This window comes from Arthrobacter sp. ISL-30, from assembly GCF_018613855.1.
Taxonomy (GTDB): Bacteria; Actinomycetota; Actinomycetes; order Actinomycetales; family Micrococcaceae; genus Arthrobacter.
This window is the reverse complement of record NZ_JAGGPK010000003.1, coordinates 112,444-139,424: the sequence shown is the minus strand read 5'-3', so window position 1 is coordinate 139,424 and position 26,981 is coordinate 112,444. Positions and strand designations below refer to the sequence as shown.

Sequence of the window (26,981 nt, the reverse complement as noted above, 5' to 3'; positions counted from 1 at the left end):
CGGAATATCGCGGCACGCCCTTTGGCCTAGTAGGAATTGCCCTGGGCGGGTGGCAGAGTTTCGATTGTCAGTAATGCCATGGTGGAGGATTTTATGCAGGATCTACGGCTAGTAGGCGTCCACGACGACGGCGGGCATCTCCTGTTGAGCGGCACCGGCGGCGAAATGTTCCGGCTTCCGATTGACGAGGCGCTGCGTGTTGCTGCCAGCCGGACCCCGGCACAAGTTGCAGCGAGGTCAACTGCCGCCCCTGTCGCCATGTCTCCCCGCGACATTCAGTCCCGTATCCGAAGCGGCGCCTCTGCCGCCCAGATCGCAGAAATCTCCGGGCTTCCCCTTGCGAATATCCAGCGCTATGAGGGTCCCGTCCTCGCTGAGCGCGACTACGTCGCACAGCAGGCGCGCAAGGTGGAAGTCGCCTCGCCCGCTCCAGGCCATGACATCTACCGTTCTGCCTTTGGTGACAACCCGGCAACCCTTGACCAGATGGTGGCCTATCGCCTGACCGCGCACGGCATCGATTCCTCCAGCGTGGAATGGGATTCGTGGCGCAGGACGGATGGCTCCTGGACAGTCGTGGCACGCTTCGAAGCCAATCCTGCCGCTCCGACAACAATCGGCGAGGAACCTCCCGCCATGTGGACCTTCAGCCCGGCCCGGAAGTCCCTGCAGAATGCCAACCGCTGGGCCCAGCAGCTCAGCGAACTGGAGCCGCTGGACGGCCCCGTCCCCACACGGCGTCTTTCCGCTGTGGCAGACCGACCCTTCGATTTCGAGGCGGACAGCGAAGCCGCAAGCGTGCCACCGCCCGTGGCGCCAGCCAAGGATGCCGACGGCCTGCTGGATATGTTGCGCTCCAGGCGGGGCCAGCGCCTCGGTGTGGACGAAGACGGTGACGACGCCCTCGCGGCCCTCCTGACCAGCGGCGTACCGGCTGCCCACCCTCGGCCCGCAGAGGTCCCGGGCATTGAGCCCACGGAAGCAGAACCCGTCGAATCCGAAGCCCTGGAACCCACCGCTCTTGCCCTGCTACGGGACGAGCGGCGGGACGATGAAGGGCCCAGGGCAGCCGGACAAGAGCAAGAAGGGCGAACGGCGGAAGACCGGACCGTTGAAGACGGGGGCATAGACGGGCGAGGCCTGAGGCGCCGGGACGGACGGCCCACGATCCTTTCACGTATTAGCCTTGCGCCTCGCCCCGAATCCATTCAGAACGATCCATTACGGCTTCATGGGGGCGTCAGCACGGATACCCGGGAGATCACCATGATTCCCGGCCCGTTGAGGCCTATCACAGCCCTGCATCACGGGACGTCCGGACGGCCGGCAGAGGCAGACAAACCCCCGGAAGCCCCTCATGCCCCCAATTCGGACGATGAAGAGGCAGACGTGCTGCCAGGGGAAGCGGAGGGGCAGCACCACTCCGCCCGGTCCACCCGCAAACCGGAAACGCAACGTGCCGGCCTCGATGAACTGCTAGGAGGAGCCAGGTCCGCTTTGGCGCCTACTGGGCCTGCCTCCCTGCCTGTTGCGACAAACGTGTCCGGGCGCCGCAACACCGAGGTGGAATCCGGAAACGGCACGCCGAGGAAAGAGACTCCAGAGGCTGAGCGGCAGCCCGGGCGAGCGAAAAGGTCCAGCGTGCCGAGCTGGGACGAAATCGTCTTCGGCGCGCGCGGAGACTAAGGACAGTCGCCGGGCCGAGGGCTCGTCGGAGCAGTTCCCTGCTGGCTGGTTGAAGTCTGTTGGCGGGCTCGAGTCTGCTGGCGGGCACCCTGCCACAGGCAGGCATCGACTTCGAACGGAAGCAATTGGTCATTCTGCGCCATGAGGTTCGCACCGTGGGCTGTGACCCTTCGCATGTAGTGCCTGCGGCACAATGTTTCGTACTCGACAGTCTCGTCCGTGGTTGAGGCCTCATTGTTGCCTGCGCCACCAGCGCCGTCCTCCCCGGCAATGATCATGGTTACATCGCCAACCACCACCTGGGCGCCTTCGACAACCATGACCCCATTGATGGTGCGCGCGTTATGGATGGCCCTGCGTCCGCACCAGCAGAGGGCCTCCACCTGCAGGACCTGTACACGATCGGCAAGTTCAATGAGCCGCTGCGAGCCGGGGAACAATTGCGTACGGAAATCCGCCGAGATCCCGAAGGCGAAGACGTCCACGTCCATCTCATCCACAACCCTGGCCAGCTGTTCCACTTGGAGCGGTGTGTAAAACTGGGCCTCGTCGCAGATCAGGTAGTCAACCTGGAGTCCCTTGGTCCGACGGAGCACCACTTCGTCCCAAAAATCGGTCTCGGCCTCTACCTCCACCGCATCAGCACGCAGTCCCAGGCGGCTTGAGATGGTGGACTCCCCTGCCCGGTCGTTGCAGCTGAAGCGGATCCCGCCGCGTCCGCGTGCACGATGGTTGTAATCCATCTGCAGCGCAAGGGTGGATTTTCCGCAATCCATTGTGCCTGAGAAGAAGACCAGTTCAGCCACGGCGGCCCTTCCTGCCCGCGGCAGGGAAACAGAGCAGCGGAACTTCCCTCTCGGCCTTCGTCAGTGATCCGTGCTGGCCCACTACTTCCAGGGCGGTCGGACGCACACGCCGCGTGTCATAAAGCGCCAGGGGGTCACGAGCCGCAATCATCACGTCCCCGATGCGCGGGGCGATGCCGTCGTCCAAGGGGCCGAAGAATCCAGCCGCAACTGCCTGCTCCCGTGTGAACGCCCAGATCGTCTCCCCGAAGCGGGACCGCCACGCAGCAAGCAGTGCCTCCCGGTGGCCCTCATCGGCGTCGGGCTCGAGGTACAGGTGAACCATACGCGGTTCGCCGGCGGTGTGGCGCACCCCCGCCACGAGCTCGGGGTCAGCCGAGTAGTCGATCCGCTGGGACTCCGGGACGTCCAGCATCCCGTGGTCTCCCGTCAGCAGGATCGTGGTACCTGCCGGCAGGGTCGAAGCCAGCCGTTTCACCGTCGAATCAAGCTCCTCGAGCTGGTACTCCCACTCGCCGGACTGGCACCCGTAGCGGTGGCCGGCCTTATCCAGTTCGTTGAGGTAGAAGTACATGAGCGTGCGCTTGCCGCCCGCCATGGCCTCGGCGGCCGCCGCGGTCCGGGCATGCAATGTTCGGCCGCCAACGAAGCGTCCGCCGCGTAATGCTGCGCGCGTCATGGGTGAATTGCCGAATTGCGCCAGGCTCACCGTGACGACGTCGACGTGGTCCTCCGCCTGTTCAAAGACGGTCGGGTGCGGTTGCCACTGAAGGGGGTCGACCTTCGCGTCCCAGTTGCCCAGCATATTGACCACTTTGTCCTGGGCCGGGTCCAGGACGTCATAGCCCACCATGCCATGCCCGCCGGGAGTCCGGCCGGTGCCCATGCTGGAAAGTGAGGACGCGGTAGTGGACGGGAATGCCGCATCAAGCCACGCCGGAACCGCTCCCTGGCCCGCATTCATGACGGTTCGCAGGAAGGGCGTGTGTGCAGACTTCTGCTTCAGCAGGCTCCTGCCAAGGCCATCCGCGAGGACAACACAGACATTATCTGCTGCGGGAAGGGCGAGCTGATTGACGAAGCCCGGCACTCCAATGCTGGCTGCCGCGCTGGTCAACACCTCTGCGATCGATTTGCTGCCGTAAAGCGGAGGCTGAGGGAGTTCCGGTGCGGCCGACGTAGGAGCTGTCGCAGCCCGGGTAAGCGGTTGTTGTTGTCCGGGCGCCATCTCAGCGCTGATGCCCGCGGCTCAGCCTGTTCCCAAAGACCCCCGAACGGGGACGGGGAGCGGGAATCGATCCCGAGTGCGAGACCGGGGTACTGCTGGCGGTGTTCACAGCCCTGAGGGCACGCGCGAAGATTTTCGCATCCTGGACCGCTTGAAGACCATCCGCCTCAGCGCTGATGCGCAGGACGATGTCTTCCTGGCTGATCGTTCCGCTGTATCCGTGGTCGGCCTCGCACTGCGGGTCGCCACAGCTTGCCGGACCGACGTCCAGGCGCTGGCCACCTGACCAGGCGATGGATAGCGTCAGTTCCCGCACCGGATCCGTTGGCTTGTAGTTCTGCGGCTGGGCGTACATGTAGCTCAGGACCACGGAGCGGATCTGGGCAACCGGTACCGACTCGGTGGAGATCTGCGCCACGATCTGTTCACCGGCGTCGTCCAGTTGCTGGTCGTCCACATGGGTGATCACCAGCATGTCCTCGGTCAGGACCAGCACCGTAATGTGACGGCGAACTTCCGCGCGGTCAAAGTGCGTTTCGAGGTGAACCAGATGGGCAAGGCAGTCCCGGCCGTCCAGGGCGTCGTCTACGACGTCCGCCACGAGCCGGGGATAGAAGCCTGCCTGTTGCAGGGCCTGGTCGAGGCTCTGTCCCTGCGAGCTGTGGTTGTGCACGATGTGGTGGCCTGAACCGGAGGCATGGGACTGAGGGGTCGACTGTGAGGTCATTCCCCCATTTTCACAGATAGGCTGTTGACTTCATAACCGCGTACTGCCCTTGTGGATTAGCTGCGCATAGCCCTGCGTGCACTGTCGGTGCGTCTGGCGGCGTTGCCTATCCACACTTCGGCGGCAAGGATGCGGGCACCCTCACGCCCCGCCAGGACCGGATTGAACTCCACCAGCGCGATTTCGGGATGTTCGTCCTTGAGCAGGGCCAGCCGCCCCGCCAGGTCTTCGATAGCGGCGACGTCCACCGCGGGAACCCCCTCATAGCCAAAGAGCTTCCTCGACGCCCGAGGCGACCTGATGAACTCGCGGACGTCTGCCGATGACAGCGGAGGAACCCGATGCGCCCAGTCATCCAGGAGGTTGACGGCGTCGCCTGCCAGGCCAAACGACACGACCGGACCCAGCAGGGGATCCTCGATTGCCCGGAAAATACAGGCCTGGCCGACCGGGGCCATGGCCTGGACCTCCATGGCATGCGAGCCGTCGGCCGCAGATTCGTACGACTCCAGCGCACGGCGCATTTGGGCAATGTTCTGGCGAAGCGTGTCCGCGTCCGGGATGTCCAGCCGCACGCCTCCGAGGTCGAGCCTGTGCTTCAAGGCAGGATCGGTGGTCTTGAGCGCCACGGGCCAGCCCAGTTCAGAGGCTGCCGCCACTGCCTGGTCGTCCGTGCTGAAGGACACGGATGGAAGGACCCCAATGGAGTAGCAGCCGAGCAGCCTGGAGGCCTCCCCTGCATTCAGCCGGACAAGCTGCTCGCCCTGCACGCCCCGCAGCCGTTCCTCCAGCAACAGCCTGGCCGCTTCCGGATCACAGCCGGAAGGTTGCACGAAAACGCCCTGGTCCCTGTCCAGCCATTGGGCATAGCGAACCACGGCTGCGAGCGCAGACACGGCAGCTCCCGGGTTCGAGTAGCAGGGCACGGCAGGGGTGGCGGCATCGGCTGCGGCGCTGTCTGTGACCATCCCTTCAACATAAATTGAGGGATCCAGGATCCCGGTGAACGCCGCCACAACGGGCTTGCCTGCAGCCGTAGCGCATTCGGCCAGCACACCGGCAATTTTTTCCACCGTCAGCCCACGTGCCGGAAGCAGGGCCGCGATCACCCCGTGAACGTCGTCCCGGGCCAGAATTCCGGCAAGGCTGCGGCGCAGGGCAGGCAGCGCGACGGACATTCCGGCGTCGAGATCCACGTCTGTGACCAGGGCGGGGACGTCAAGACCGTTGGAGGCCGCGGCGTCGGCTAAGACTTTGCCCATCGCAAGGGAATTGCTGAACACGGCAACCCCCGGGCCTTTAGGCAGCGGCTGGCTGGCCACAACCTGTCCCACGTCCATGAGTTGCTCAATGGTTTCCACCCGGATCACCCCGGCCTGTCGCAGCATCGCGTCCAGCGCTCCCGGAGGCGCCTGCGTTGTACGCACCACATGCCCCGGCGGCAGGCGCAGCCCCATAACGTCGGACTTCGCCACAATGACCGGCTTGCTGCGGGAAAGGCGCCGGGCCAGCCGGGAAAATTTTCGGGGGTTTCCTACGGATTCCAGGTAGAGCCCGACGGCGGCGGTGTCGGCGTCGTCCTCCCAGTACTGCATCATGTCATTGCCCGAGACGTCGGCCCGGTTGCCGGCCGAAAGAAAGGAGGACATTCCGAGGCGGCGGCGGCTTGCGGCGGCATAAAGCGAAACGCCGATCGCGGCCGACTGGCTGAAGAGGCCCAGTCCCCCGCGTCGCGGCATGGCCGGAGCCATGGAGGCGTTCAAGGACACGTCCGGGTTCGTGTTGATGATGCCGAGGGACTCCGGACCGATGACGCGCATTCCGTATTCGCGTGCCTGGCGCACGAGTGCCCGCTGGCGTTCCGGGCCCCGGATTCCGTCGTCGGCAAAGCCTGCCGTGGCCACCACAATGCCCTTGACTCCTGCCCGGGCACACTCGAGCGCTACCTTTGGGACCTCGTCGTAGGGGACGGCGATGACGGCAAGCTGGACAGGTTCGGGGACGTCGCCCAGGCGGCTGTAGGAAAGCATCCCCGCAAGCTCGAAAGCCTCGGGATTGACGGCATAAACGGTCCCGGTGAATCCGCCCTCGATGACGTGCTCAAGCAGCTGGTGACCCACCGTGCCCCATTTGCGGCTGGCTCCGATCACGGCGACCGACGACGGCGCGAGGAGATCCCGGACGCTGCGAGCCTCGGCACGGTGTTCCCGTGCCTCCATGACGGCCCGGGATTTTTCCGTGGGGTCGATGTTGAACCCTACGCTGACGATCCCGTCGTCGAAATGCCTGTTCACCTCGTAGCCGGCGTCGGCGAAGACCATGAGCATCTTGCCGTTCTCCGGCAGGACCTCGGCGGTAAAACGGCGAATGCCGTTCTCGCGCGCGGCTGCTGCCAGGTGTTCAAGGAGGATGGAACCGATTCCGCGGCCCTGCTGGGAATCGGCGATGTTGAAGGCAACCTCCGCCTCGGACGGATCGTCGAGCCGGTCGTAACGCCCGATGCCGACGATGCGTCCGCCGATCGTGATCACAAACGCAACACGGTCCTTATGGTCCACTTCTGTGAAGCGGCGAAGCTCTTTGCTGGTCAGCCTGGACTTGAAGGAGAAAAAACGCAGGTAAATTGAGTTCTGTGACTGGCCGGTGTGGAACTCCTGGACGGCATCGGCATCGTCCGGTGAGATGGGCCTAAGGTGGGCCGTTCCGCCGTCGCGCAGGACGACATCGGCCTCCCAATATTCCGGATATACGCCGACGTCGGCCCGATCCACCATAGGCTTAGCCTAGCTAAGACTTCCGCAGTACACCCTTAAGGATCCACCGACTCCATGGCACGCCGCCAAAGCCCCGCCCGTTCCGGCGAAGAAAACGGGGACTACACAGAGAACATCGTAGATATTGACGTCACCTCCGAAATGGAGGGTTCGTTCCTGGAGTACGCGTATTCCGTGATCTATTCCCGCGCGCTCCCGGACGCCAGGGACGGCCTCAAGCCGGTGCAGCGCCGAATTCTGTACATGATGACGGACATGGGCCTGCGCCCGGACCGAGGCCACGTTAAGAGCGCGCGCGTCGTCGGCGAAGTCATGGGCAAGCTCCACCCGCACGGCGATGCCGCCATCTACGACGCCATGGTCCGCATGGCCCAGGACTTCGCGCTGCGGCTGCCGCTGATCGACGGGCACGGCAACTTCGGTTCGCTCGACGACGGTCCGGCAGCCCCCCGCTACACCGAAGCCCGGCTCGCAGCCCCGGCGTTGACGCTGACAGACCACCTGGACGAGGACGTCGTCGACTTCGTTCCGAACTACGACAACCAGCTGACCCAGCCCGAAGTCCTCCCGGCCGCGTTCCCGAACCTGCTGGTCAACGGCACCACCGGTATCGCCGTCGGCATGGCCACAAACATGCCCCCGCACAACCTTGTCGAAGTGATTTCGGCGGCCCGGCATCTGATTGCCAACCCCGAGGCCACCCTCGGCGACGTCATGAAGTTCATCCCCGGACCGGACCTGCCAACAGGCGGTCGCATTGTTGGCCTGGACGGCATCCGTGACGCCTACGCCACGGGCCGCGGTTCCTTCAAGACGCGAGCCAAGGTGGAAGTGGAGCAACTGTCGGCGCGCAGGACGGGCCTTGTTGTCACGGAGCTGCCGTACATGGTGGGTCCGGAGAAGGTGATCGAGAAGATCAAGGATGCGGTCAACGCGAAGAAGCTGACCGGCATCAGCGACATCATGGACCTCACGGACCGCAACCACGGGCTTCGCCTGGTCATCGAGCTCAAGAACGGTTTCAACCCCAATGCGGTCCTCCAGCAGCTGTACCGGTTCTCGCCGATGGAGGACTCCTTCGGCATCAACAACGTCACTTTGGTGGACGGGCAGCCACAGACGCTCGGCCTGTTGGAGCTGCTGCGCGTCTACGTAGACCACCGCCTGTCCGTAGTACGCCGGCGCACGTCCTTCCGGCTGGGCAAGAAAAAGGACCGCCTGCACCTTGTGGAAGGCCTCTTGATCGCGATCGTGGACATCGACGAGGTCATCCAGATCATCCGCTCCTCCGATGAGGCGGCCGCGGCCCGGGACCGGCTGATGTCCATTTACGACCTCACCGAGATCCAAGCCAACTACATCCTGGAACTGCGGTTGCGGCAGCTGACCAAGTACTCCCGGATTGAGCTGGAGAAGGAGCAGGAGCAGCTGCGCCGCGAAATCGCGGAGCTGGAAGCTATCCTGGCCTCCGACAGCCTGCTCCGGGACGTGGTTTCCGGGGAACTGGCTGAGATCGCCGAAAAATACGGTACTCCTCGCCGCACTGTACTGCTTGAGTCCGAGGCCGTCTCCCCCACTGCCGCAGCCGCCCTCGCCGCAGCCCCGGGCGCCAAGGGCAAAGCAGCGGCCGCCCTGCCGCTGGAAATCCCGGACGATCCGTGCTGGGCCGTGCTGAGCGCCTCCGGACAGATAGCCCGGACAGCCCATCAGGAGCCGCTGGCCGAAGCCGGGCCCCGGTCAAAGCACGACGTCTACCGTTCCGTCGTCAAGACCACCGCACGGGGCGAGGTGGGTGCCGTGACGTCCCAGGGCCGCATGCTCCGGCTCCAGGTAATGGACATGCCTGTCCTGCCCACGGTCTCCGGGCTGCCGAACCTTGCCGGCGGCGTTCCCGCGAGGGAATTCATCACGTTGCTCAAGGGGGAAACCCTCGTCGCCTTCGTGCCATTGGATGCTGTCCTGGCTGTGGGAACTGCCCAGGGAACGGTTAAGCGGGTCCAACCGGATTATCCGTTGAACCGCGAAGACTGGGAAATCATCACCCTTAAGGACAAGGACGAGGTAGTGGGGGTCGAGCCCTCCGCCGACGACGACGACCTCGTCTTCCTCACGCAGCAGGCCCAGTTGCTCCGGTTCAGCGCGTCAAGCGTGCGGCCGCAGGGCCGGACAGCGGGCGGGATGGCTGGCATTAAGCTGGCTCCGGGCGACCGTGTGATCCATTTTGGTGCGGTGCGGGCAGACGATCCCGCCGCCGTCGTCGTGACCATCGCCGGCAGCAACGGTGCGCTGCCGGGTACCGCACCGGGCACGGCAAAAGTGACCGCCTTCAGCGAATACCCCGCGAAGGGCCGCGCCACGGCGGGCGTACGTGCGCATCGCTTCCTTAAGGGAGAGGATGTGCTGCTGCTGGCCTGGGCAGGTCATGGACCCGCCAAGGCATCGTCTTCCGGTGGCATTGCCCGGGCGCTGCCCCAGGAGCATGCCCGGAGGGATGGCTCCGGCATCCCACTGTCGCAGCCCATAGACGCCATTGGCCCAAGCATGGCCTGGGCCAATGGCGAAGACGGCGCCAATAGCGAAGTCGGCGGAAACAGCGCTAAAGGGACGCTGGAATCCTAGGCGTCCCTGGACTTAATCGTACTGACCGACGCTGAGGATGTTTCCCTCGCTATCGAGGAACCAGGCGGCTAGCTTTCCGTCTGGCATCGTGGCAATGCCGTTCTCGGTCTTTAGGCCAGGGAAGTCGTAGTCCTCGAAGACCACGCCCCGGGACCGGAGTTCGGCGACCTCGGATTTCAGGTCCTTGACCATCCATCCCATCTGCGTATTCTTTGCCGAGCCTGCATTCTCGGTCTGGTACAGCAGGAACTCGGTTCCGTTACCGCACTTGTATTCCAGATAGTCCTCCGCCTCCGCGTTATCGGGCTCGAGGCCGAGCTTGTCACGGTAGAACTCCCGTGCGCGAGCGATGTCGTGTGCCGGCAGAACCGTGGCCACCGGCTGATCCTTGAGCATGGCTTTTCTCCTCCCAGGCCCACCCCCAGTGGGAACTCTACTCCTCTTCCTTTCTAACGGAAGCGGATAGGTGCAGCGGTTTCGGGCCCTCACGGCGCCAGCAAAATAGCACCCTAGACTACAGGCATGGTAATCATTCCGGATGACAAAGACTGGACCTGGGTCCTGGAGCAGCCCTGCCAGGAATGCGGCTTCAACGCGGCTGGGGTCACGCCCTCTACTGTGGCGGAGACCGTGTCCCATATGCTGCCTCGGTGGCAGGCCGTGCTGCGCAGGCAGGACGCGGCAGAACGGCCCAACGACCACACTTGGTCCCCGCTGGAGTACGCGTGCCACGTCAGGGATGTCTTCAGCCTCTTCGACCAGCGGCTGAACCTCATGCTGAACGACGATGATGCGCACTTCGCCAACTGGGACCAGAACCAGGCCGCGATTGACGGGGACTACGCGAAGGCCGACCCCCAGGAAGTGTCTGCAGAACTGGAAGCCGAGGGCCGCCAGATCTCCGCGTCGTTCGCCGGCGTCACTGAGGACCAGTGGCAGCGTACCGGCAAACGCAGCAACGGCTCAGTGTTCACCGTCCTAACGTTCTCACAGTATTTCCTGCACGACGTCGTCCATCACCTGCACGACGTCGTCCATCACCTGCACGACGTCGACGGCTAGGCCCTGGCACGTATCGGGCAAGTTATCGGGCAGCTGGCGCTAGCGGCGCCGTCTCCAACGGCGGCGTCTCCAGCGGCGCGTGACTTGTCGCGTTGCCGCCCAGGACAAGGCGGACGTCGGCGTCGTTGATATCCGCGGGGTTGTGCGTCACCAGGATGACGGTCCGATCGGCAAGGCCTGCCCGCAACTCCGCCAGCATCCTGCTGCCCGACTCGGCGTCAAGGTGGGCAGTGGGCTCGTCAAGCAGGATGACCTCTGCGCCGGTCATCAGGGTTCGGGCAACGGCAAGCCTTTGCCTCTCGCCGCCGCTGAGGAAGGCTCCGCCAGGGCCGATCCTGGTGTCAATGCCCTCCTCGAAGCCTTCCACCAGGGCTGCAAGCCCCACAGCCTTGAGCGCATCCTGCATCCGCGTCTCCTCCATCCATACAGGTGCATCATCCTGGTCGGAGCGGCGAAAGCCTCCAAGGCCAAGCATCAGGTTGCCGCGGATGGTCGAATCGAACAGGTGCGCCTCCTGCGGGCACCAAGCCACCTTGCCCGTGGCCCGCACACTGCCCGCGGCCGGCGGAAGGAAGCCCAGCAGTACAGCCATGAGCGTAGACTTCCCCGAGCCGGAGGGGCCGGTAACAACAAGCCATCGCCCGGGCGCGGCCGTTGCTGACACCTTGCCGAAGACCTTGCGCCCGCCCGGCCATTCTGCAGCCAAGGACTCAAGGGCTACTCCGGGCTCTTCGTTGTGGCGTGACGGTACGTTGTGCAGGCCGGACGGCGCCGTGACGTCATCCCGGCTGTCCCAGACTCCCGAATCGCCAATCCGGCGCAGCACATCCCGCAGCGACGGAAGGAGGCGGACAGCCGAAACCACTGCGGCATAGCTTTCGACGAGGGCCAGTTGGAGCAGGACGACGACGGCGGCCGCGGCGGGCGCCGTCGTGCCGTCCAGGACGACGGGCGCTGCGAGCCATCCGCTCAACAGGGCTGCGGCGCTGCAGGCCAGCACGACTATGGCCTGGCCGAGGCCTTCTGCCCAGGCGGAACGCTGTGACGCTGCTGTGGCTGCCCTGTCCGCGTCACGGATGGCGGCAAGGACGGGATCCGTGACGGAATTGGCGCGGAGGTCATCCCTGGCATCAAGGGCTGCGGCCACTTGGCTCAGGACTACGGAACGCAGTCGCTGCTCACTCCTGGCGGACATCTTGTCCGCCAGGAGTGCCGCGGCGGGAGCAGCTACGAGGGAGAGGACCGCGGCTGCAGCTGTGGCGGGAACTGCCGCCGGAAGGACCATCGCTACGGTTCCCGTCGCAGCTGCCGCAAGCAGAACTGCGGTCACCGGTGGCAGGACCACCCTCGGCAGCAGGTCGCGAACAGTGTCGACGTCGTCGATCACGGAGCCGAGCACGTTGCCGCCCTGAAGGAGCCGCCTGAGGGACAGCGCCCGGCGGCTCAAGGCCTCCCACAGCGAACCGCGCAGCTTCGTGAGGGCTGCAAACACGGCGTCGTGCAGCAGGAGCCGCTCGCAGTAGCGCAGGACGGCACGGCCGATGCCGAAGAACCTGACGCCGACGATCGCGCCGAGGAGGTACAGGATCGGCGGCTGCTCGCTGGCACGAATGATGAGCCAGCCGGACAGTCCTGCAAGGGCGACGGCAAAGGCTGCCGCCAGTGTCCCGACGAGTCCTGCCGCCGCGAAGCGGCCGGCCGTCGGGGCCAGGAGCCGCCCCAGCAGGCCTGGAAGGCCGCGGAAGGAGCGACGCGCGGATGGCACGGCTTGTGCTTCCGCCGATGCAACGGTTCCCGATGCAGGCCTACCCGACTCTGCTGTTCCCAGCGCAATCGGCATAATCGCGCTTCCTGGACTGACGCTTCCTGGACTGGCAGTCGGTGGATGGGACCGTCCGGATGACAGGTCAACGACCACGTCGGCCAGTTCCCGGGTTTGCCGGTCATGGGCGACGAGGAGGATCGTCGCACGGCCCCTTAGTCCGCTGATGGCGCGATGCACGGCCTCGGCCGCTTCCCGATCCAAGTGGGCAGTAGGCTCATCCAGCAGCAGGATACTCGCCCCGGAGGCGACCCTTGCCAGGCCCCGCGCGAGGGCCACCCGCCGTAGCTCCCCCGGGCTAAGCTCGGCAGGGTGCCTGTCGGCGAGATGCGCTGCAGCCGCATCCTGGAGGCACTTCGACACGAGTGCCTCGGTATCGGCGGAGTCGACGGCGGACCCTGCCCGCCCAAGGTACAACCGGATTTCGGCCCGGACAGTTTGCTCAAGGATGACAGGGTGCTGCGGCACCCAAGCGATATCCTCCCGATGGAACCCGGACACGGTCCCGCGGACGACCGTGCCGCCGTCGTCCGCCCCGCAGTCGTCCGCCAGGTTGCCGGCCAGCACCGCGAGAACCGTGCTCTTACCCGTTCCACTCGGTCCGTCAAGGGCGGTGACTGCGCCCGTACGCGCCTGGAAAGTCAGGGGGCCTACGGCGTTCCGGGATCGGCCCTGGTAACGGACCGTCAGGTTTGTCACAGTGAGGGAACCGCTTGCCGTGTCCGGGGCAAGGGGGTTTCCGGCAGGCGACTCGACGACTTCGTTTGCGGCGGCAAGGGCCACGCGTCCGTCGTCGCTGGCATGATGGGCCGTGCCGAGCTCGCGCAGTGGAAGGTAGCACTCAGGGGCGAGGATAAGCGCGAGAAGGCCGGCCTCCAACGGCATCTCGCCCGCTACAAGCCGAACGCCGATAAAAACGGCAACCACTGCCACGGAGATGGTCGCGATTAGCTCCAGCGCCAGTGCCGACATGAAGGCGGTGCGCAGGGTTCCCATCGTCCGCAGGCGGTACTCTTCGGAAATGTCTTCCAGCGCCCGCCGCTGGGCGCTGGCCCGGCCCAGGCCCACCAACACCGGCAGGCCCTTGGCGAGTTCGAGGATGTGCCCCGACAAACGGGCAAGCGCCGACTGGGCCTCCCGGACACGATCCTCTGTGTAGCGGCCGATAAGCACCATAAACAGCGGAACAAGGGGGACGGTGAGGACCACGACGGCGGCACTGACCCAGTCCGCGAACAGGATCCGGACACCTACCAGCAGTGGAATGGCTGCGCAGTTGACCAGGGCAGGAAGGAATTGGGTGTAGTAGTTGTCCAGTGAATCCAGGCCACGCGTCGCCAGGACCGCGAGGCCGCCGTCGCTTAGGCGCCCGGCCTGGTGTGGATCGCCGGTGCCGTCAGCGCGTCCGGACGCCGCGGCGTTACCTGATGAGAGGGACCGCTCAAGGATCCGGGCACGCAATTCCTCTTTCACGCCAAGTGCCGCGCGGCGGGAGGCGACCCCCTGGCCCCAGACTGCACCGGAGCGCAGCAGGGCTCCGGCGACACCCCAAAGAAGCCCTGCCTCCTGCAAGGGATTCCCGGCAACCAGTCCCACCAACAAACTGGCGACCGCCTGCCCCATGAGCACCAGCGCGAGTGCCTTTAGTGCGGCCAGCAGGCCCAGCAGGTAGAGCGCGGACCGTGTGGCCGGTCCCGCGGGGAACTCAGGTTTCATCGCTTAGCTGCCGGGTGCGGTTTGGTTGGATACAGGCTCGTTGGATACAGGCTCGTTGGATACAGGCTCGTTGGATGCGGGGGTCTTTGAAACGAAGGCCGGAAGGAAGCTGTGCACGGGAGGAATGTGCGAGGCACTGACCCTGCGGCGGAAGACCCAGTAGGTCCAGGCCTGGTAGGCAATCACCAGGGGCAGGCCGACTGCGGCAACGATGCTCATCAACCCAAGTGTGTAGTCGGAGGAGGAGGCATTCGAAATGGTCAGGTTGAAGGCAGGGTCCACGGTAGAAGGAATGACCACGGGGAAGGCAGCGCCAAAGATCGAGCCTGTCATCGCCACCAGGAAGACGCCAAGGAAGGCGAAGGACCTGCCCTCGGCACCAGCCCGCCCGAACCGCAGGGCGAGGACGACGGCAACCGCTCCAACAGCGACCAGCAGCCAGGTCCAGGTCTCGCCGTGGAGCAACTGTACTGCGACGGACCAGGCAATCAGGGGCAGCAGCGCGACCGGCGCGGCCACGAGGAACCAGGCCCGGGCCCGGTGACGGATTTCGCCGTCGGTCTTCAACGCGAGAAACGCCAGGGCTTGTACGAAGGCGAAGGCCACAACAGCCAGCCCGCCGAGGACGGCGTAGCCGTTGAACCAGGCGAATGCACCTCCAGTGCGGTCACCGTTTGAGTCCAGCGGAAGGCCGGTAGTCGTGAGGGCGAGGGCGGCCCCGATCCCGAAGGCAGCTGTGAACGAACCGATGGCGATGGCCCAGTCCCACGATGTGCGCCAGCGCTCGGAGTCCACTTTCCCGCGGTACTCGAAGGCAACGGCCCGGAAAATCAGTGCGACCAGCACCACCAGCAGCGGCAGGTAGAGGGCGGAGAAAAGGGACGCGTACCAGAGCGGGAACGCGGCGAAGGTGGCGCCTGCGGCGGTAAGCAGCCAGACTTCGTTGCCGTCCCAGACGGGGCCGATGGTGTTCAGCAGGACGCGCCGGTCTGTGTCGTTTCGGGCAAAGAGCTTCATCAGCATGCCGATGCCGAGATCGAAGCCTTCGAGGAAGAGGTAGCCTGTCCAAAGCACTGCGATGGCCACGAACCATATGGTGGGCAACAGTTCCATGAGGATTTTCCTTGCTCTTCCTAGTAGGCGAATGCCAGGACGTCATCGCCGGACTTGCCCGGGCCCTGGGTGTCGTCGGTATCGGATTTCTTCGCAGTGTGGGCCAGCTCGGGCATTGCTGAAGCAACGCCTCCGCGCACGTACTTCACCAGGAGGCGAACTTCCACCACCAGCAGGACGGCGTAGATCGCCGTGAGCACCACCAGGGACGACATCAGCTCGGCAGCCGATACTCCGGGTGATACTGCGGCCGCGGTGAACATGAAGACCTGGTCGATTCCGGAGGGATCCGGGTTGGGAGCAACTACGAAGGGCTGTCGGCCCATTTCGGTGAAGATCCAGCCGGCGGCATTGGCGCCGAAAGGTGCCAGGATGCCGAAGACGGCCAGGCGCATGAGCCACGGCGACTGTGGAACAGCGCCCTTACGGGTGACCCAGAGGGCCAGCAGTGCTGCGAAAGCGGCGATTCCGCCGAAGCCGATCATCATTCGGAAGCCCCAGTATGTGACTTCCATGACCGGCACATACTGGATTTCCTGCCCGGCGCGCTCACCGTAGAGCGGGTTGTCCGGCAGGTTCGTGCCGTATTTTTCCTTGTACTCGCCAAGCAGGCTATTGACGCCTTTGACTTCAGTGGTGAAGTCGCCCTTGGCGAGGAAGGACAGGATGCCGGGGACTTCGATCACGGCGACGATATCGTCGCAGCTCGTGGAGCCAAGGTTTCCGACGCTGAGGACAGAGAAGCCGGTGCCGTCGTGGCAGGCTGCCTCGGCCGCCGCCATCTTCATGGGCTGCTGCTCGAACATGAGCTTCCCCTGAAGGTCGCCTGTGAGGGCCGTACCGGCGAAGGAAATCATGGCCACCACGGCGCCGATGCGCAGGGAACGGATCCAGACCGTATAGTCGCCCCGGTCCCGGCCGGGAACGTCCGGAGCCTCGCCGGGAATCAAACGGCCCGCTCCCGTCACGGTGTCGATGCCGTCGTGGCGCCGCCGCCAGAGGTGGTACCAAGCAATGCCGAGCAGGAAGGCCCCGGCCACACCCAGGGCGCCGAAGAGGGTGTGCGGCACGGCCACGAGGGCAGTGTTGTTCGTAAAGACCGCCCAGGCATCCGTCATGACAGGCCGGCCATTGACCATCTCAACGCCCACCGGGTGCTGCATCCAGCTGTTGGCAACAATGATGAAGTAGGCGGAGAATACCGAGCCGATCACGGCCACCCAGAGGCAGGCAAGGTGGATACCGGCCTTGAGCTGCTTCCAGCCGAAGATCCACAGTCCCAGGAACGTTGACTCAACGAAGAACGCAAGGAGCGCTTCGAGGGCCAGCGGAGCACCGAAGACGTCTCCAACGAAGCGGCTGTATTCGCTCCAGGCCATGCCGAACTGGAATTCCTGGACGATACCGGTAGCCACGCCCATGATGAAGTTGATGAGGAAGAGCTTTCCCCAGAACTTGGTCATCCGCAGGTACTCGGCCTTGCCCGTCCGGTACCAGAGCGTCTGGATCACGGCCACCACCAGGCCCAGGCCGATGGTGAGGGGCACCATCATGAAGTGGTACACGGTGGTAATTCCGAATTGCCAACGTGCGATTTCCAAGGCGTCCATGGCTGTCCTTTGTCCGGCTGCCCGCGGTGCGGCGTCAACTTCTACGATACGTAGAAATCTTTTCTTCTACAAACCGTAGAACAATCTCCCGCAATGCCAAGTCCCACTCTTCCAGTGCTGGCAGGGCGCGGGAAAGGGTGGTTCACGACACATGTTCTACCTGACGTAGAATGCAACGGCTAAAAGCGGTAGATTGATGGTGGAACGTTGGATCATCGCATTCCCGGCCGTAACGGCCGATGGCAGTAAGAAGGTAGGGACGAGTACATGGCAAGTCTTGGGGAACTGGAACGGGCGGTTATGGACCTGCTGTGGGCGGGCCGGGAAGCCGCAACAGCCAACACCCTCCGCGACCTTCTGGCGCAGGACTCCGCATCGGGAGACGGCGAACCCGGGCATCAAGGCAAGGACCTCGCTGTCACGACCGTTTTGACTGTTTTGTCGCGCTTGGAGAAGAAGGGCCTGGTCGAACGGGAGCGCGGAACACGACCGCACCGTTACCAGGCAGTCTCCAGCCGCGCCGACCACACCGCTGAACTCATGCACGAGGTCCTGGTATCCGCCCCCGACCGGGAAGCCGTCCTGGCACGCTTCATTGGGTCCGTCACCGAAAGCGAAGCCGCAACACTGCGCAAACTGCTCGGCCAAAACTAAGCCACCATGTTCTGGACCTCTTACCTGCTGGCGGTCCTGGCATTGGTGCTGGCGTGGCCGGTCCCCATCCTCCTCTCAAGGGCGGAATGGCCGGCACGCGCCCCTTTTACAGCCATGGTGCTGTGGCAGGCGATCGCCCTGGCAGGTGGGCTTTCCATGATCGGTGCCATGCTGGTCTACGGGCTTGAACCCCTCGGGGACAACCTCATTGCGGGCTTGCGCGGGCTGGCGGACATGGTTCTGTACAACGCACCCACCACTGCGCTGGGCTTCTGGCACCTGTTCGCCCTTTCGGCCGCGGCGCTCCTGACGGCCCACCTGGTTTTTACCCTGCTGCTGACCTACGTCAAGATCGAACGGCAGCGCCGGCGCCACCGCGAGCTCCTGTCGCTCCTGGCTTCCCCCTCCTCCGGACGTCCTGGAACGCTTGTCATCAACCATGATTCCCCGGTGGCCTATTGCCTCCCCGGCGGAGCCAGGTCCGTAACAGTGCTGTCCGACGGCCTGATGGCGGCGCTCGAACCGGATGAGCTGCGGGCCGTGCTCATCCACGAAAATGCCCACCTCACCCAGCGCCACGACCTCCTTCTCTGGGCCTTCGCTGCCTGGCGGCAGGCGCTGCCGTGGTTTCCCACCACGCGACTTGCCCAGGTTGCCGTGAACTCCCTCATCGAGATGCTGGCCGACGACGTTGCCCTGCGCAGCGAAAGCAGGGGAACCCTGATCAAGGCGATTGCCATCGTGGCCAGCGGCTCCCCGGCTGCTGCCGTGCCGGAACAATCCCGTGCCCCTGGACAGGCGGGCGAGCTCGCGGGTGCGTTGCAGGCGGCGCCGGACGAAGATAATGCGGCGTTCGGAGGGGCTGCAGGTGCAGCTTCGGCACGAACGACGGCGTCGCGCGTCAGCCGACTCCTGTCGCCAAAGCCACCGCTCCCCCGGCCCCTGCGTGCCCTGGTTCTTATCCTCTCCGGGTTGCTGCTGGCGGTTCCGACCGCCCTGCTGATCGTGCCTGGGCTTTTGGGCTAGGATTCCCGGGTCAGGACTGCTGGGCTAGGACTCAGGCGTCGATGCGTTCGCGGTCCAGCGTGGAGGCCCCGGCGATGATGAAGTCCTTCCGGGGTGCGACATCGGAGCCCATAAGCAAATCGAAGATTTCTTCGGCGCGCTGGGCACTCTCAATCGTCACGCGGCGAAGGGTCCGATGCCGTGGGTCCATGGTTGTCTCCGCCAACTGCTGCGCGTCCATCTCGCCAAGTCCCTTATAGCGTTGGATCGGCTCCTTGTACCGCCTGCCCTCCCGGGCCAGCTTCGCGAGCAGGACATGCAGTTCGGATTCGGAGTAGGTGTAAATCATCTCGTTGGCCTTCTGGCCCGGATTGATGACTTCGACCCGGTGCAGTGGCGGGACGGCAGCGAAAACGCGGCCCTCTTCCACCATGGGGCGCATGTAGCGGAAGAACAGCGTCAGGAGCAGGGTACGGATGTGGGCACCGTCGACGTCGGCGTCGGTCATGAGGATCACCTTGCCGTAGCGAGCCGCGTCCACCGCGAAGCTGCGGCCCGACCCCGCACCCACCACCTGGATCAGGGCGGCGCATTCGGCGTTGGAAAGCATGTCGCCCACCGAGGCCTTCTGGACATTGAGGATCTTGCCCCGGATTGGCAGCAGCGCCTGGAAGTCCGACGAACGGGCCAGCTTAGCCGTCCCCAACGCGGAGTCCCCTTCAACAATGAACAACTCGGAGCGGCCGACCTCGTCCGTGCGGCAGTCCGCCAGCTTGGACGGCATGGATGAGGTTTCCAGGGCATTCTTGCGCCGCTGCGTCTCCTTATGGACCCTCGCCGAGATGCGTGATTTCATCTCGTTGACGATCTTCTCCAGCAGCAGCGCCGATTGTGCCTTGTCATTGCGGTTGGAGGAGTTCAGGCGGGCTGTGATCTCCTTCTCCACCACCCGGGCCACGATGGCACGGACGGCCGAGGTGCCCAGGATTTCCTTGGTCTGGCCCTCAAACTGCGGCTCGGCGAGCCGAACCGTCAGGACTGCCGTGAGGCCCGCAAGGATGTCATCCTTATCAATTTTGTCGTTGCCTGCCTTGAGCTTGCGGGCGTTCGTCTCGACCGCCTTGCGGAACGTCTTCACCAAGGCCTGCTCAAACCCGGCCTGATGGGTACCGCCCTTCGGCGTAGCGATGATGTTGACGAAGCTGCGCATGGTCGTCTCATAGCCGATGCCCCAGCGCAGGGCCACGTCCACTTCGCAGTCCCGCTCGACGTCGGCAATTTTGCTGTGGCCGTTCTCGTCAAGGACAGGCACTGTCTCCTTGAACTTCCCGGATCCATGCAGTCGCCAAACGTCGGTAACCGCGGGGTCGGCGCCAAGGAACTCCACGAACTCGGAGATCCCGCCGTCGTGGTGGAAGACTTCCTCATGCGGTCCGTGCTCGCCGGGAGTACCAGCCAGCTTTCGTTCGTCCCGGACTGTGATGCGTAGTCCGGGAACCAGGAATGATGTCTGTCGTGCGCGGGAGGCTAGTTCGTCATAGGAGAATCGGGCGTCCGGGGTGAAGATCTGCCGGTCCGCCCAGTAGCGGATCCGGGTCCCCGTCACTCCGCGCTTGGCCTTGCCGACGACGTCCAGTACTGAATCTTCAATGAACGGTTCAAAGGTGGCCGTCGGAGACGGTTTCGATCCTGAATCCTTGAAGCGTCCCGGCTCACCGCGACGGAAGGACATCTGGTACGTCTTGCCGCCGCGGTCCACCTGGACGTCAAGGCGCGCAGAAAGGGCGTTGACGACTGACGCACCGACGCCGTGAAGGCCGCCGGAAGCAGTGTAGGAGCCTCCGCCGAATTTGCCGCCGGCATGCAGCTTGGTGAAGACAACCTCGACGCCGGTAAGGCCCGTCTTCGGTTCAACGTCGACAGGGATGCCGCGGCCGTCGTCGTGGATTTCCACGGAATTGTCGGCGTGCAGGATGATCTTGATGTCGTGCCCGAAACCGGCCAGCGCCTCATCCACGGAGTTGTCGATGATCTCCCAGAGGCAGTGCATGAGGCCGCGCGAGTCCGTGGAGCCGATGTACATACCCGGGCGTTTCCGGACCGCCTCGAGACCCTCCAGGACAGAGAGGTGCCGGGCGGTGTATTCAGAACTGGGTGCCACGGGTTGCGAACTCCTTCAGTGACGGGGACTGCTGGCGCTGGTTTGCGCTCTTCCTAGCCTAGTCGGCACGGCATCGGAAGCCTGCCTGCCACACTTTGCAACAGCTGTGGGCGAGGCCACTCGTTATGGTTCCGTGACACGCACGGCAGATCTTGATCCATTCTTGCGGATACGCGGACAGCGAACTTGCCCCATCCTTGCGATGGTTTTGATACCAATGCTGGTTATATGGACATACAGATCTACAAAGGAGGCTGACATGACAACAGCAGTGGCAGACCGCACACTCACCTCAATTGACCGGTGCGATCGTTGCGGGGCACAGGCATATGTCCGCGTTGTACTGGAATCCTCCGGTGGGGAACTGCTCTTCTGCGCCCATCACGCCCGTGCAGTTGAAGCAACGCTCAAGCCGCTTACGTCGGCATGGCATGATGAGACGGACCGGCTGCGCGAGACTGCGCCCGTTCCCGTCGACTAGTCTTCAGGTCGACTGAAGAGAACAACTGAACAGTGCCCAAAACTGAACATGACCTAAAGAGCGGGGCCCCTTCCGGAAGGAAGGGGCCCCGCTCTTTCGTGCCGTCCTGCACCAGTCCGGACGCTAGGACGCCCGTGCTGGTCCAGGACGGACCCGGTCCAGTGCTAGTCCAGGTAGTCCCGCAGAACCTGCGAGCGGGACGGGTGGCGAAGCTTGGACATGGTCTTGGATTCGATCTGGCGGATACGCTCGCGCGTGACACCGTAGACCTTGCCGATTTCGTCTAAAGTCTTCGGCTGGCCGTCGGTCAGGCCAAAACGCATGGCCACAACTCCAGCCTCGCGTTCGGACAGCGTGTCCAGGACGGAGTGGAGCTGTTCCTGGAGGAGCGTGAAGCTCACGGCATCCGCAGGAACAACGGCTTCGGAGTCCTCAATGAGGTCACCGAACTCGGAGTCACCGTCTTCACCGAGCGGGGTGTGCAGCGAGATCGGCTCGCGGCCGTACTTCTGCACTTCCACGACCTTCTCGGGGGTCATGTCCAGCTCGAGCGCCAGCTCCTCGGGGGTGGGCTCGCGACCAAGGTCCTGCAGCATCTGGCGCTGTACCCGGGCGAGCTTGTTGATGACTTCCACCATGTGCACCGGAATGCGGATCGTACGGGCCTGGTCGGCCATGGCGCGGGTAATGGCCTGGCGGATCCACCACGTGGCGTAGGTCGAGAACTTGAAGCCCTTGGTGTAGTCGAACTTCTCGACTGCACGGATGAGCCCCAGGTTGCCTTCCTGGATGAGGTCCAGGAACAGCATGCCGCGGCCGGTGTAGCGCTTGGCGAGGGACACGACCAGGCGGAGGTTCGCCTCAAGCAGGTGGTTCTTGGCACGCTTGCCGTCGTGAATGATGAATTCGAGTTCACGCTTGAGCTTCGGATCCATCGAACCGTCGTCAGCGGCGATCTTCTCTTCGGCGAACAGCCCTGCTTCAATCCGGAGCGCAAGGTCCACTTCCTGCTCGGCATTCAGCAGGGCGACCTTACCGATCTGCTTCAAGTAGTCCTTGACGGGATCGGCCGTGGCGCCGGCAGACATAACCTGCTGCACGGGAGCGTCATCATCGTCGGCGTCGGAGTATACGAATCCGGAGCCGGTGGCCGCGGGGGCAGCCTTGGTGTCCGACTCTTCCGGCTCTTCAACGTCCTCGGTCAGCTCAGCTTCATCAGGGACGGCAGCATCGAAGTCTTCGTCCTCTTCTACTTCAGCCTCGTCGACGTCGTCGTCGGCGTTGCTCTTGCCAGCAGCCTCCGCGGCTGCTTTGGCGCCGGGCTTAGGCCCACGGCGCTTGGGTGCCGGGCCGCTGCCTGCGGCAGTATCGCCTGCCGCCTTGGCTGCGCTTGTGGCCGGGCGCTTGCCAGACGTAGCCGCCTTCTTCTTTTCTTCGGCGGACAATTCAGCCTGGACGGCGGGTTCCTTCTCAGCGGAAGACGGGGTCACAGAAAACCTTTCTAGCGGCGGTCTGTGGAATCACCATGCGGGCAACACCACTATGACCCTGTCAAGTCCGCGATCAACATCACGTGCGATCGCCGCTGCAGAGTCTATTAATCGAACTGCCGGCGGCACCGGAATGTTCCCCGCTGGGAGCATTCCTGACACATGATTACACGGACCCAACCGGGTCTCGGCATCCATTGTCGCACGTTTTTGCCCGGCGGGGGTCCTGAACGCCTGTGCATGACACCGGGAATCGGACTCCTTACGCCGCTCTCTCACCGAAACGTCGCCAGGCCGCCTCCCGGCGTTGCGCCCAGCCGCAGATCGTCCCCCTGTGAAGCAGCTCCGTCAACAACTCGGCCAGGCGATACCCGGGATGCACGGACTGGGCTTCCCGATACAGGGCACCGGCGAAAGATCCCCTGCCACGGCACCACTCGATCCATCCCCTGACAGTCAGCGAGGCTGCCCCCGCTTCCCCGCCGCCGGAGTTGCAGAGCACTGTCAGCGCATTTTCCAGGGCTTCCATAGCGGACCAGTCGGGCAGCGGTGGCTCAAGGCCCAGCAGGACTTCTCCGTAACCCTGAACCTGCCCGTCCGACCCACCTTGTTGTTCCACATCAGTCCCTCCCTCTCCACGCAGGGGGTCGGACGACATCAGGGCGGCAGGCGGGCGCAGGGGACACTGTCCGCCGTCGGCGAGGAGGCCACATGAATCCGCTCCGGCTCGTGCCGTTCCAATACCCGCAGCAGCCATGACCACTACCGCATCCCGCCAGGAAGGGATGCGTAGCGTGGCCCGCAGGAATCCCTGGGCCTCCGGGGGGATGGACAGGGAGCCCGACGACGCGAGAATTTCCTGCCACGCCTTCAGGACCATGTCGAAACAGCCCCCGTTCCGCCACCACGGCAGCAGTTGCTCCAAGTACTTTTCCTCGGCCTCGAGAACCAGGCAGGAGTTCACGGGCCGGTTGACTGCCGTAAATGCGCCAGGCAGGCCGGGAGATTCTCCAATGCTGCTACCGCGATAAACCATCTCGGCGTTCAGGCGACTGTCGCTGATCTCGGCCGCAGGCCTGCCCGGCATGGGGCAGCAGTCCGGATCGGTGCAGTACGCACTCCGCCAATAGCCGCCTCCGACGAGCCACGCGTCCTTCACGGGCAGGCCGCCGTCGGCGAGTGCCTCACGCAGTGCGTCCAGCAGTGGCAGCGTACTGCTAACAATCGAGGCGTCGTCCCATCCCCTGTCCGTGAACAGGGCCAGGAGGACGCCGTCGGCTTGGTCATCCGCGGCCAGGTACTCGCCAATGCGCGTGGCGAAAAGGGCCAGGCTTTCCTCAGGGCCTGGTGGAGGCAGGTCCACCCGAAGGGTGGCGCCGAGGGTCTTGCCCTGCAGTGTCATGGCCACGAGGCTTTCGTGCGGCCAGTATCCAAGGGTATGCGGCACGAATCCGAGAATGTCCTCCGGCCGGGAGACGGTCAAACGCTCTTCTGAAGTCATGACTCCAGCATTCCCAGTAGCCAGCACGGGCGGCAGTGTCGAACCGGGCTATGTGGACAAAATTACTTGGCCGCCCGGGAGCGACGCAGCTCGATCCTTTCCCTGCGCTGCTGGGCCAGGGTCTGCAGGAGCGGCGGAACATGGATTCCCTGGGCAGCCATCTGTCGCCGAACCTTGCGCCTGGTGGCCAGGATGAGGACCGTTCCGAGGCCGAGCAGGAGGAACTGCACGCTCAGCGCAATCCGGAAGGAGGCCAGGCTGTAGAGCTCGCCACCGGAAGCACCCGAAGCGTGGAGGACGTCGAGGATCAGTCCGACGAGGTAGATCGTCACGAGGGCCGCGATGAAGCCCCCCACGTTGACGATGCCAGTCGCGGTGCCGATGCGATGCGCAGGATTGAAGGTGCGGGCGAAATCGAAGCCGATCATTGAACTGGGCCCACCAACAGCGAGAACAATGACTAGCCCTGCAAGGAGCCACAGCGGGGCCTTCCCGGGCCACAGCAGGACGGCTGCCCAGGCCAGGGCCGTAGCCAGGGTGATCAGCAAAACCATGGCTGAGCGCCGCATCGGATGCCGTGCAACGAAGCGGCCGAATCCCGGACCCACCACGATGCCCGAGGCAACAAAGAGGGCCATGAGTCCCGAGACGGTTCCGGTATCCAGGCCTTGCGCAGAGACCAGGAACGGATAACCCCACGTCATGGCGAACACATTTCCGCTGAACTGGACAGTGAAGTGGCTCCACAAGCCGAGCCGTGTCCCAGGCTGAAGCCAGGCGCGCGTCAGTGAGATTCCGGTCGCCCTCAGCCCCTGCGCCGCTTCACGCGGCGGATGCCCCGGCGGGAGGTCCCTGAGGAGCGCGAGGACCAGCACGACGGCGAGGGCTGACATCGACGCGAGGGTCAGGAAGGCAGGGGTCCAGCCGGCGGTGTTCAGCAGGATCGCAAAAGGCACCACGCTGAAAAGCTGGCCGAGCTGTCCTGACATGCCGGTCAGCTGGGTCACGATGGGGACGCGGGCCGGGGCGAACCACAGGGGCACAAGGCGTATTACCGAGACAAAGGTCATCGCGTCGCCCGCCCCGACCAGGACCCGGCCCAGGACGCCCCCGGGCACGCTGTCTGCGTTGGCCAGCTGTAGCTGGCCCAGGCCCATGAGGACGGCGCCACTGGCGATCATTGCGCGTGAGCCAAAGCGGTCGACGAGAATACCAACGGGAATCTGCAGCCCGGCATAGACGAGCAGTTGCAACACGGTGAAGAAGGAGACAGCAGCCGCACTGGCGTGGAACCGCTCGGTTGCCTCCAGCCCTGCCACCCCAAAGGAGGTGCGCTGGGCCACGGCAACAAGGTAGGCCAGCACCCCGATCGTCCAGATGAGCCAGGCGCGGGGTGCATTCACCCTTCAATTATGCCCAAGGGAGCGTATAACCAGATTTAAGGACGCGCGTCCTTGCGGGCAAGGTAGGCTTCCACGGCAGCCCCAATATCCTCGGCATTGGGCAATTCATGGTTCTTGTCCGCGAGCAGTGAACGGCGGACGGTCCCTTCGGTTTTTTCGTCATACCGGGATTCAAGCCGCGAGACGACCTGCCGCACTTCTTCCGACGCTTCGACCTGTTCGGCGATCTGGCGGCCGACTTCCCGGCCGGATTCACGCAGCCTGTCCGTAGGCAGCATCAAGGACGTCGCCGCGCCAAGGTACTCCAGGCCAGCCACAGCCGCATTCGGATATTCGGCATCGGCCAAGTAATGGGGGACGTGGATGACATAGCCAGCCACCTTACGGCCGGCTTCAACGAGGCGCAGTTCCAGGATGTGACCCACGGCAGCGGGAACTTCCACAGTCGGCTTCCAGCTCGAGATCCCTTCGATCAGGTCCGGGCGGTTGCCATGGACGGTGACTCCGACGGGTCGCGTGTGCGGCACGGGCATGGGAATCGAGTGGATCCACGTCACAAGGTTGACGTCCAACTGCTCCACCAGCCGCAGCACGGCACGGGAGAACCGCTCCCACTGGAGATCTGGCTCAAATCCCGCCAGGAGGAGGAACGGCTGTCCGAGTCCGTCAAAAAGCCGATACAGGGCCAGCCGGGGTGCCTGGTAGTCCTGGAGATGGTCCTCGACGAAGGATACGTGTGGGCGTCGCGAGCGGTAGTCGATGAGCTGGTCGGCGTCGAAGACAGCCACCACCTCTGACTCGAGGGTGTCCAGAAGTTCGGCGTTGATCTGCTTGACGACATGCCCCGCATCGGCGAATCCTGTGAAGCCCATCAGCATGTTGAGGCCCCGAATTTCGGGGCTGTGGAACAGCTCGATGTTGCTCGCGTAGAGGGCATCGGGGTCCAGGAGGGAACCGGATATCCGTTCGAACACGGCTTGTTCCTTTCACGGTGGAGTTGGTCTAACGTCGGGCTGGCCTGCCAATCGGCTTCTGCTCCGCGGCGGCCATTCCGGCCTTATGTAGTTTTACAACGCCGGCAAGCCGGGAAGCATTCCTAGGATCGAATGTGCCGCATCTCTCA

At 64.3% G+C, this 26,981-nt stretch carries 19 protein-coding genes; 6 read left to right on the top strand and 13 right to left on the bottom strand.

Annotated elements, in window-relative coordinates:
* Positions 1-93 precede the first annotated feature (93 nt).
* Positions 94-1,686 carry a septation protein SepH gene (sepH, locus tag J7E82_RS00905; protein ID WP_214859456.1) on the top strand — a complete coding sequence of 531 codons (1,593 nt, stop codon included), beginning with the start codon at positions 94-96 and terminating at the stop codon, positions 1,684-1,686.
* On the opposite strand, the gene J7E82_RS00900 is transcribed toward sepH, so the two are convergent.
* The 4 genes from J7E82_RS00900 to J7E82_RS00885 are packed head-to-tail and all read right to left on the bottom strand — an operon-like array spanning position 1,683 to position 7,221.
* Positions 1,683-2,492 carry a thymidine kinase gene (locus J7E82_RS00900; protein ID WP_214859455.1) on the bottom strand — a complete coding sequence of 270 codons (810 nt, stop codon included), beginning with the start codon at positions 2,490-2,492 and terminating at the stop codon, positions 1,683-1,685. The two genes, sepH and J7E82_RS00900, sit on opposite strands and share 4 nt — an antisense overlap.
* The gene (locus tag J7E82_RS00895) at positions 2,485-3,720 is read right to left on the bottom strand and encodes an alkaline phosphatase family protein (RefSeq protein WP_214859453.1); all 1,236 of its coding nucleotides are present in this window, start codon (positions 3,718-3,720) and stop codon (positions 2,485-2,487) included. Before J7E82_RS00895 ends, J7E82_RS00900 begins: the two co-directional genes overlap by 8 nt.
* A 1-nt stretch (position 3,721) precedes the next feature.
* Positions 3,722-4,447, bottom strand: coding sequence for a DUF5998 family protein (locus J7E82_RS00890; protein ID WP_214859451.1), 726 nt, complete (start codon positions 4,445-4,447; stop codon positions 3,722-3,724).
* Positions 4,448-4,503: 56 nt separating this feature from the next.
* Positions 4,504-7,221, bottom strand: a complete 2,718-nt coding sequence (locus J7E82_RS00885) for a bifunctional GNAT family N-acetyltransferase/acetate--CoA ligase family protein (protein ID WP_214859449.1) — start codon at positions 7,219-7,221, stop codon at positions 4,504-4,506.
* Positions 7,222-7,275: 54 nt separating this feature from the next.
* Here J7E82_RS00885 and J7E82_RS00880 point away from each other — a divergent pair, with 54 nt between their 5' ends.
* Positions 7,276-9,840, top strand: a complete 2,565-nt coding sequence (locus J7E82_RS00880; RefSeq protein ID WP_214859447.1) for a DNA topoisomerase (ATP-hydrolyzing) subunit A — start codon at positions 7,276-7,278, stop codon at positions 9,838-9,840.
* Between the two features lie 12 nt (positions 9,841-9,852).
* Here J7E82_RS00880 and J7E82_RS00875 read toward each other — a convergent pair whose 3' ends face one another.
* Positions 9,853-10,236, bottom strand: a complete 384-nt coding sequence (locus J7E82_RS00875; protein WP_214859445.1) for a VOC family protein — start codon at positions 10,234-10,236, stop codon at positions 9,853-9,855.
* Between the two features lie 126 nt (positions 10,237-10,362).
* Between J7E82_RS00875 and J7E82_RS00870 the strand changes: the two genes are divergently transcribed.
* Positions 10,363-10,902 (top strand): DinB family protein, encoded by a 540-nt coding sequence (locus J7E82_RS00870; RefSeq protein WP_214859443.1) that lies wholly within the window; start codon positions 10,363-10,365, stop codon positions 10,900-10,902.
* A 22-nt stretch (positions 10,903-10,924) separates the two neighbouring features.
* Here J7E82_RS00870 and cydD read toward each other — a convergent pair whose 3' ends face one another.
* From cydD to J7E82_RS00855, 3 genes are read right to left on the bottom strand one after another with little or no spacing between them, the layout of a single operon-like run.
* Positions 10,925-14,440 (bottom strand): thiol reductant ABC exporter subunit CydD, encoded by a 3,516-nt coding sequence (cydD, locus tag J7E82_RS00865; protein ID WP_214859441.1) that lies wholly within the window; start codon positions 14,438-14,440, stop codon positions 10,925-10,927.
* Between the two features lie 3 nt (positions 14,441-14,443).
* Positions 14,444-15,553 carry a cytochrome d ubiquinol oxidase subunit II gene (cydB, locus tag J7E82_RS00860; protein ID WP_214859439.1) on the bottom strand — a complete coding sequence of 370 codons (1,110 nt, stop codon included), beginning with the start codon at positions 15,551-15,553 and terminating at the stop codon, positions 14,444-14,446.
* Between the two features lie 20 nt (positions 15,554-15,573).
* The gene (locus J7E82_RS00855; RefSeq protein WP_214859437.1) at positions 15,574-17,163 is read right to left on the bottom strand and encodes a cytochrome ubiquinol oxidase subunit I; all 1,590 of its coding nucleotides are present in this window, start codon (positions 17,161-17,163) and stop codon (positions 15,574-15,576) included.
* Positions 17,164-17,430: 267 nt separating this feature from the next.
* Between J7E82_RS00855 and J7E82_RS00850 the strand changes: the two genes are divergently transcribed.
* Positions 17,431-17,817: a BlaI/MecI/CopY family transcriptional regulator gene (locus J7E82_RS00850; protein ID WP_214859435.1), complete on the top strand. Its 387-nt coding sequence runs from the start codon at positions 17,431-17,433 to the stop codon at positions 17,815-17,817.
* Positions 17,818-17,823: 6 nt separating this feature from the next.
* Positions 17,824-18,843, top strand: a complete 1,020-nt coding sequence (locus J7E82_RS00845; protein WP_214859434.1) for a M56 family metallopeptidase — start codon at positions 17,824-17,826, stop codon at positions 18,841-18,843.
* A gap of 31 nt (positions 18,844-18,874) precedes the next feature.
* Here J7E82_RS00845 and J7E82_RS00840 read toward each other — a convergent pair whose 3' ends face one another.
* Complete coding sequence (locus tag J7E82_RS00840; RefSeq protein WP_214859432.1) at positions 18,875-20,983, bottom strand: type IIA DNA topoisomerase subunit B; 2,109 nt, start codon at positions 20,981-20,983, stop codon at positions 18,875-18,877.
* Positions 20,984-21,242: 259 nt separating this feature from the next.
* Between J7E82_RS00840 and J7E82_RS00835 the strand changes: the two genes are divergently transcribed.
* Positions 21,243-21,464, top strand: a complete 222-nt coding sequence (locus J7E82_RS00835) for a hypothetical protein (RefSeq protein ID WP_214859430.1) — start codon at positions 21,243-21,245, stop codon at positions 21,462-21,464.
* 164 nt (positions 21,465-21,628) lie between these two features.
* On the opposite strand, the gene J7E82_RS00830 is transcribed toward J7E82_RS00835, so the two are convergent.
* The 4 genes from J7E82_RS00830 to J7E82_RS00815 all read right to left on the bottom strand — a co-directional run bounded on the left by J7E82_RS00830 (position 21,629) and on the right by J7E82_RS00815 (position 26,832).
* Positions 21,629-22,954 (bottom strand): RNA polymerase sigma factor, encoded by a 1,326-nt coding sequence (locus J7E82_RS00830; RefSeq protein ID WP_214859428.1) that lies wholly within the window; start codon positions 22,952-22,954, stop codon positions 21,629-21,631.
* Positions 22,955-23,216: 262 nt separating this feature from the next.
* The gene (locus tag J7E82_RS00825; RefSeq protein ID WP_214859421.1) at positions 23,217-24,455 is read right to left on the bottom strand and encodes a DUF4192 domain-containing protein; all 1,239 of its coding nucleotides are present in this window, start codon (positions 24,453-24,455) and stop codon (positions 23,217-23,219) included.
* Positions 24,456-24,517: 62 nt separating this feature from the next.
* Positions 24,518-25,858: a nitrate/nitrite transporter gene (locus J7E82_RS00820; protein ID WP_214859420.1), complete on the bottom strand. Its 1,341-nt coding sequence runs from the start codon at positions 25,856-25,858 to the stop codon at positions 24,518-24,520.
* Between the two features lie 35 nt (positions 25,859-25,893).
* Positions 25,894-26,832 carry a proteasome assembly chaperone family protein gene (locus tag J7E82_RS00815; protein ID WP_214859418.1) on the bottom strand — a complete coding sequence of 313 codons (939 nt, stop codon included), beginning with the start codon at positions 26,830-26,832 and terminating at the stop codon, positions 25,894-25,896.
* Positions 26,833-26,981: the final 149 nt, after the last annotated feature.

Bases quoted from the DNA above. Each gene is read 5' to 3' on its own strand.
- sepH (WP_214859456.1), top strand. From the start codon at position 94: ATGCAGGATCTACGGCTAGTAGGCGTCCACGACGACGGCGGGCATCTC.
- J7E82_RS00895 (WP_214859453.1), bottom strand. From the start codon at position 3,720: ATGGCGCCCGGACAACAACAACCGCTTACCCGGGCTGCGACAGCTCCT.
- J7E82_RS00890 (WP_214859451.1), bottom strand. From the start codon at position 4,447: ATGACCTCACAGTCGACCCCTCAGTCCCATGCCTCCGGTTCAGGCCAC.
- J7E82_RS00885 (WP_214859449.1), bottom strand. From the start codon at position 7,221: ATGGTGGATCGGGCCGACGTCGGCGTATATCCGGAATATTGGGAGGCC.
- J7E82_RS00880 (WP_214859447.1), top strand. From the start codon at position 7,276: ATGGCACGCCGCCAAAGCCCCGCCCGTTCCGGCGAAGAAAACGGGGAC.
- J7E82_RS00875 (WP_214859445.1), bottom strand. From the start codon at position 10,236: ATGCTCAAGGATCAGCCGGTGGCCACGGTTCTGCCGGCACACGACATC.
- J7E82_RS00870 (WP_214859443.1), top strand. From the start codon at position 10,363: ATGGTAATCATTCCGGATGACAAAGACTGGACCTGGGTCCTGGAGCAG.
- cydD (WP_214859441.1), bottom strand. From the start codon at position 14,440: ATGAAACCTGAGTTCCCCGCGGGACCGGCCACACGGTCCGCGCTCTAC.
- cydB (WP_214859439.1), bottom strand. From the start codon at position 15,553: ATGGAACTGTTGCCCACCATATGGTTCGTGGCCATCGCAGTGCTTTGG.
- J7E82_RS00855 (WP_214859437.1), bottom strand. From the start codon at position 17,163: ATGGACGCCTTGGAAATCGCACGTTGGCAATTCGGAATTACCACCGTG.
- J7E82_RS00850 (WP_214859435.1), top strand. From the start codon at position 17,431: ATGGCAAGTCTTGGGGAACTGGAACGGGCGGTTATGGACCTGCTGTGG.
- J7E82_RS00845 (WP_214859434.1), top strand. From the start codon at position 17,824: ATGTTCTGGACCTCTTACCTGCTGGCGGTCCTGGCATTGGTGCTGGCG.
- J7E82_RS00835 (WP_214859430.1), top strand. From the start codon at position 21,243: ATGACAACAGCAGTGGCAGACCGCACACTCACCTCAATTGACCGGTGC.
- J7E82_RS00825 (WP_214859421.1), bottom strand. From the start codon at position 24,455: ATGACTTCAGAAGAGCGTTTGACCGTCTCCCGGCCGGAGGACATTCTC.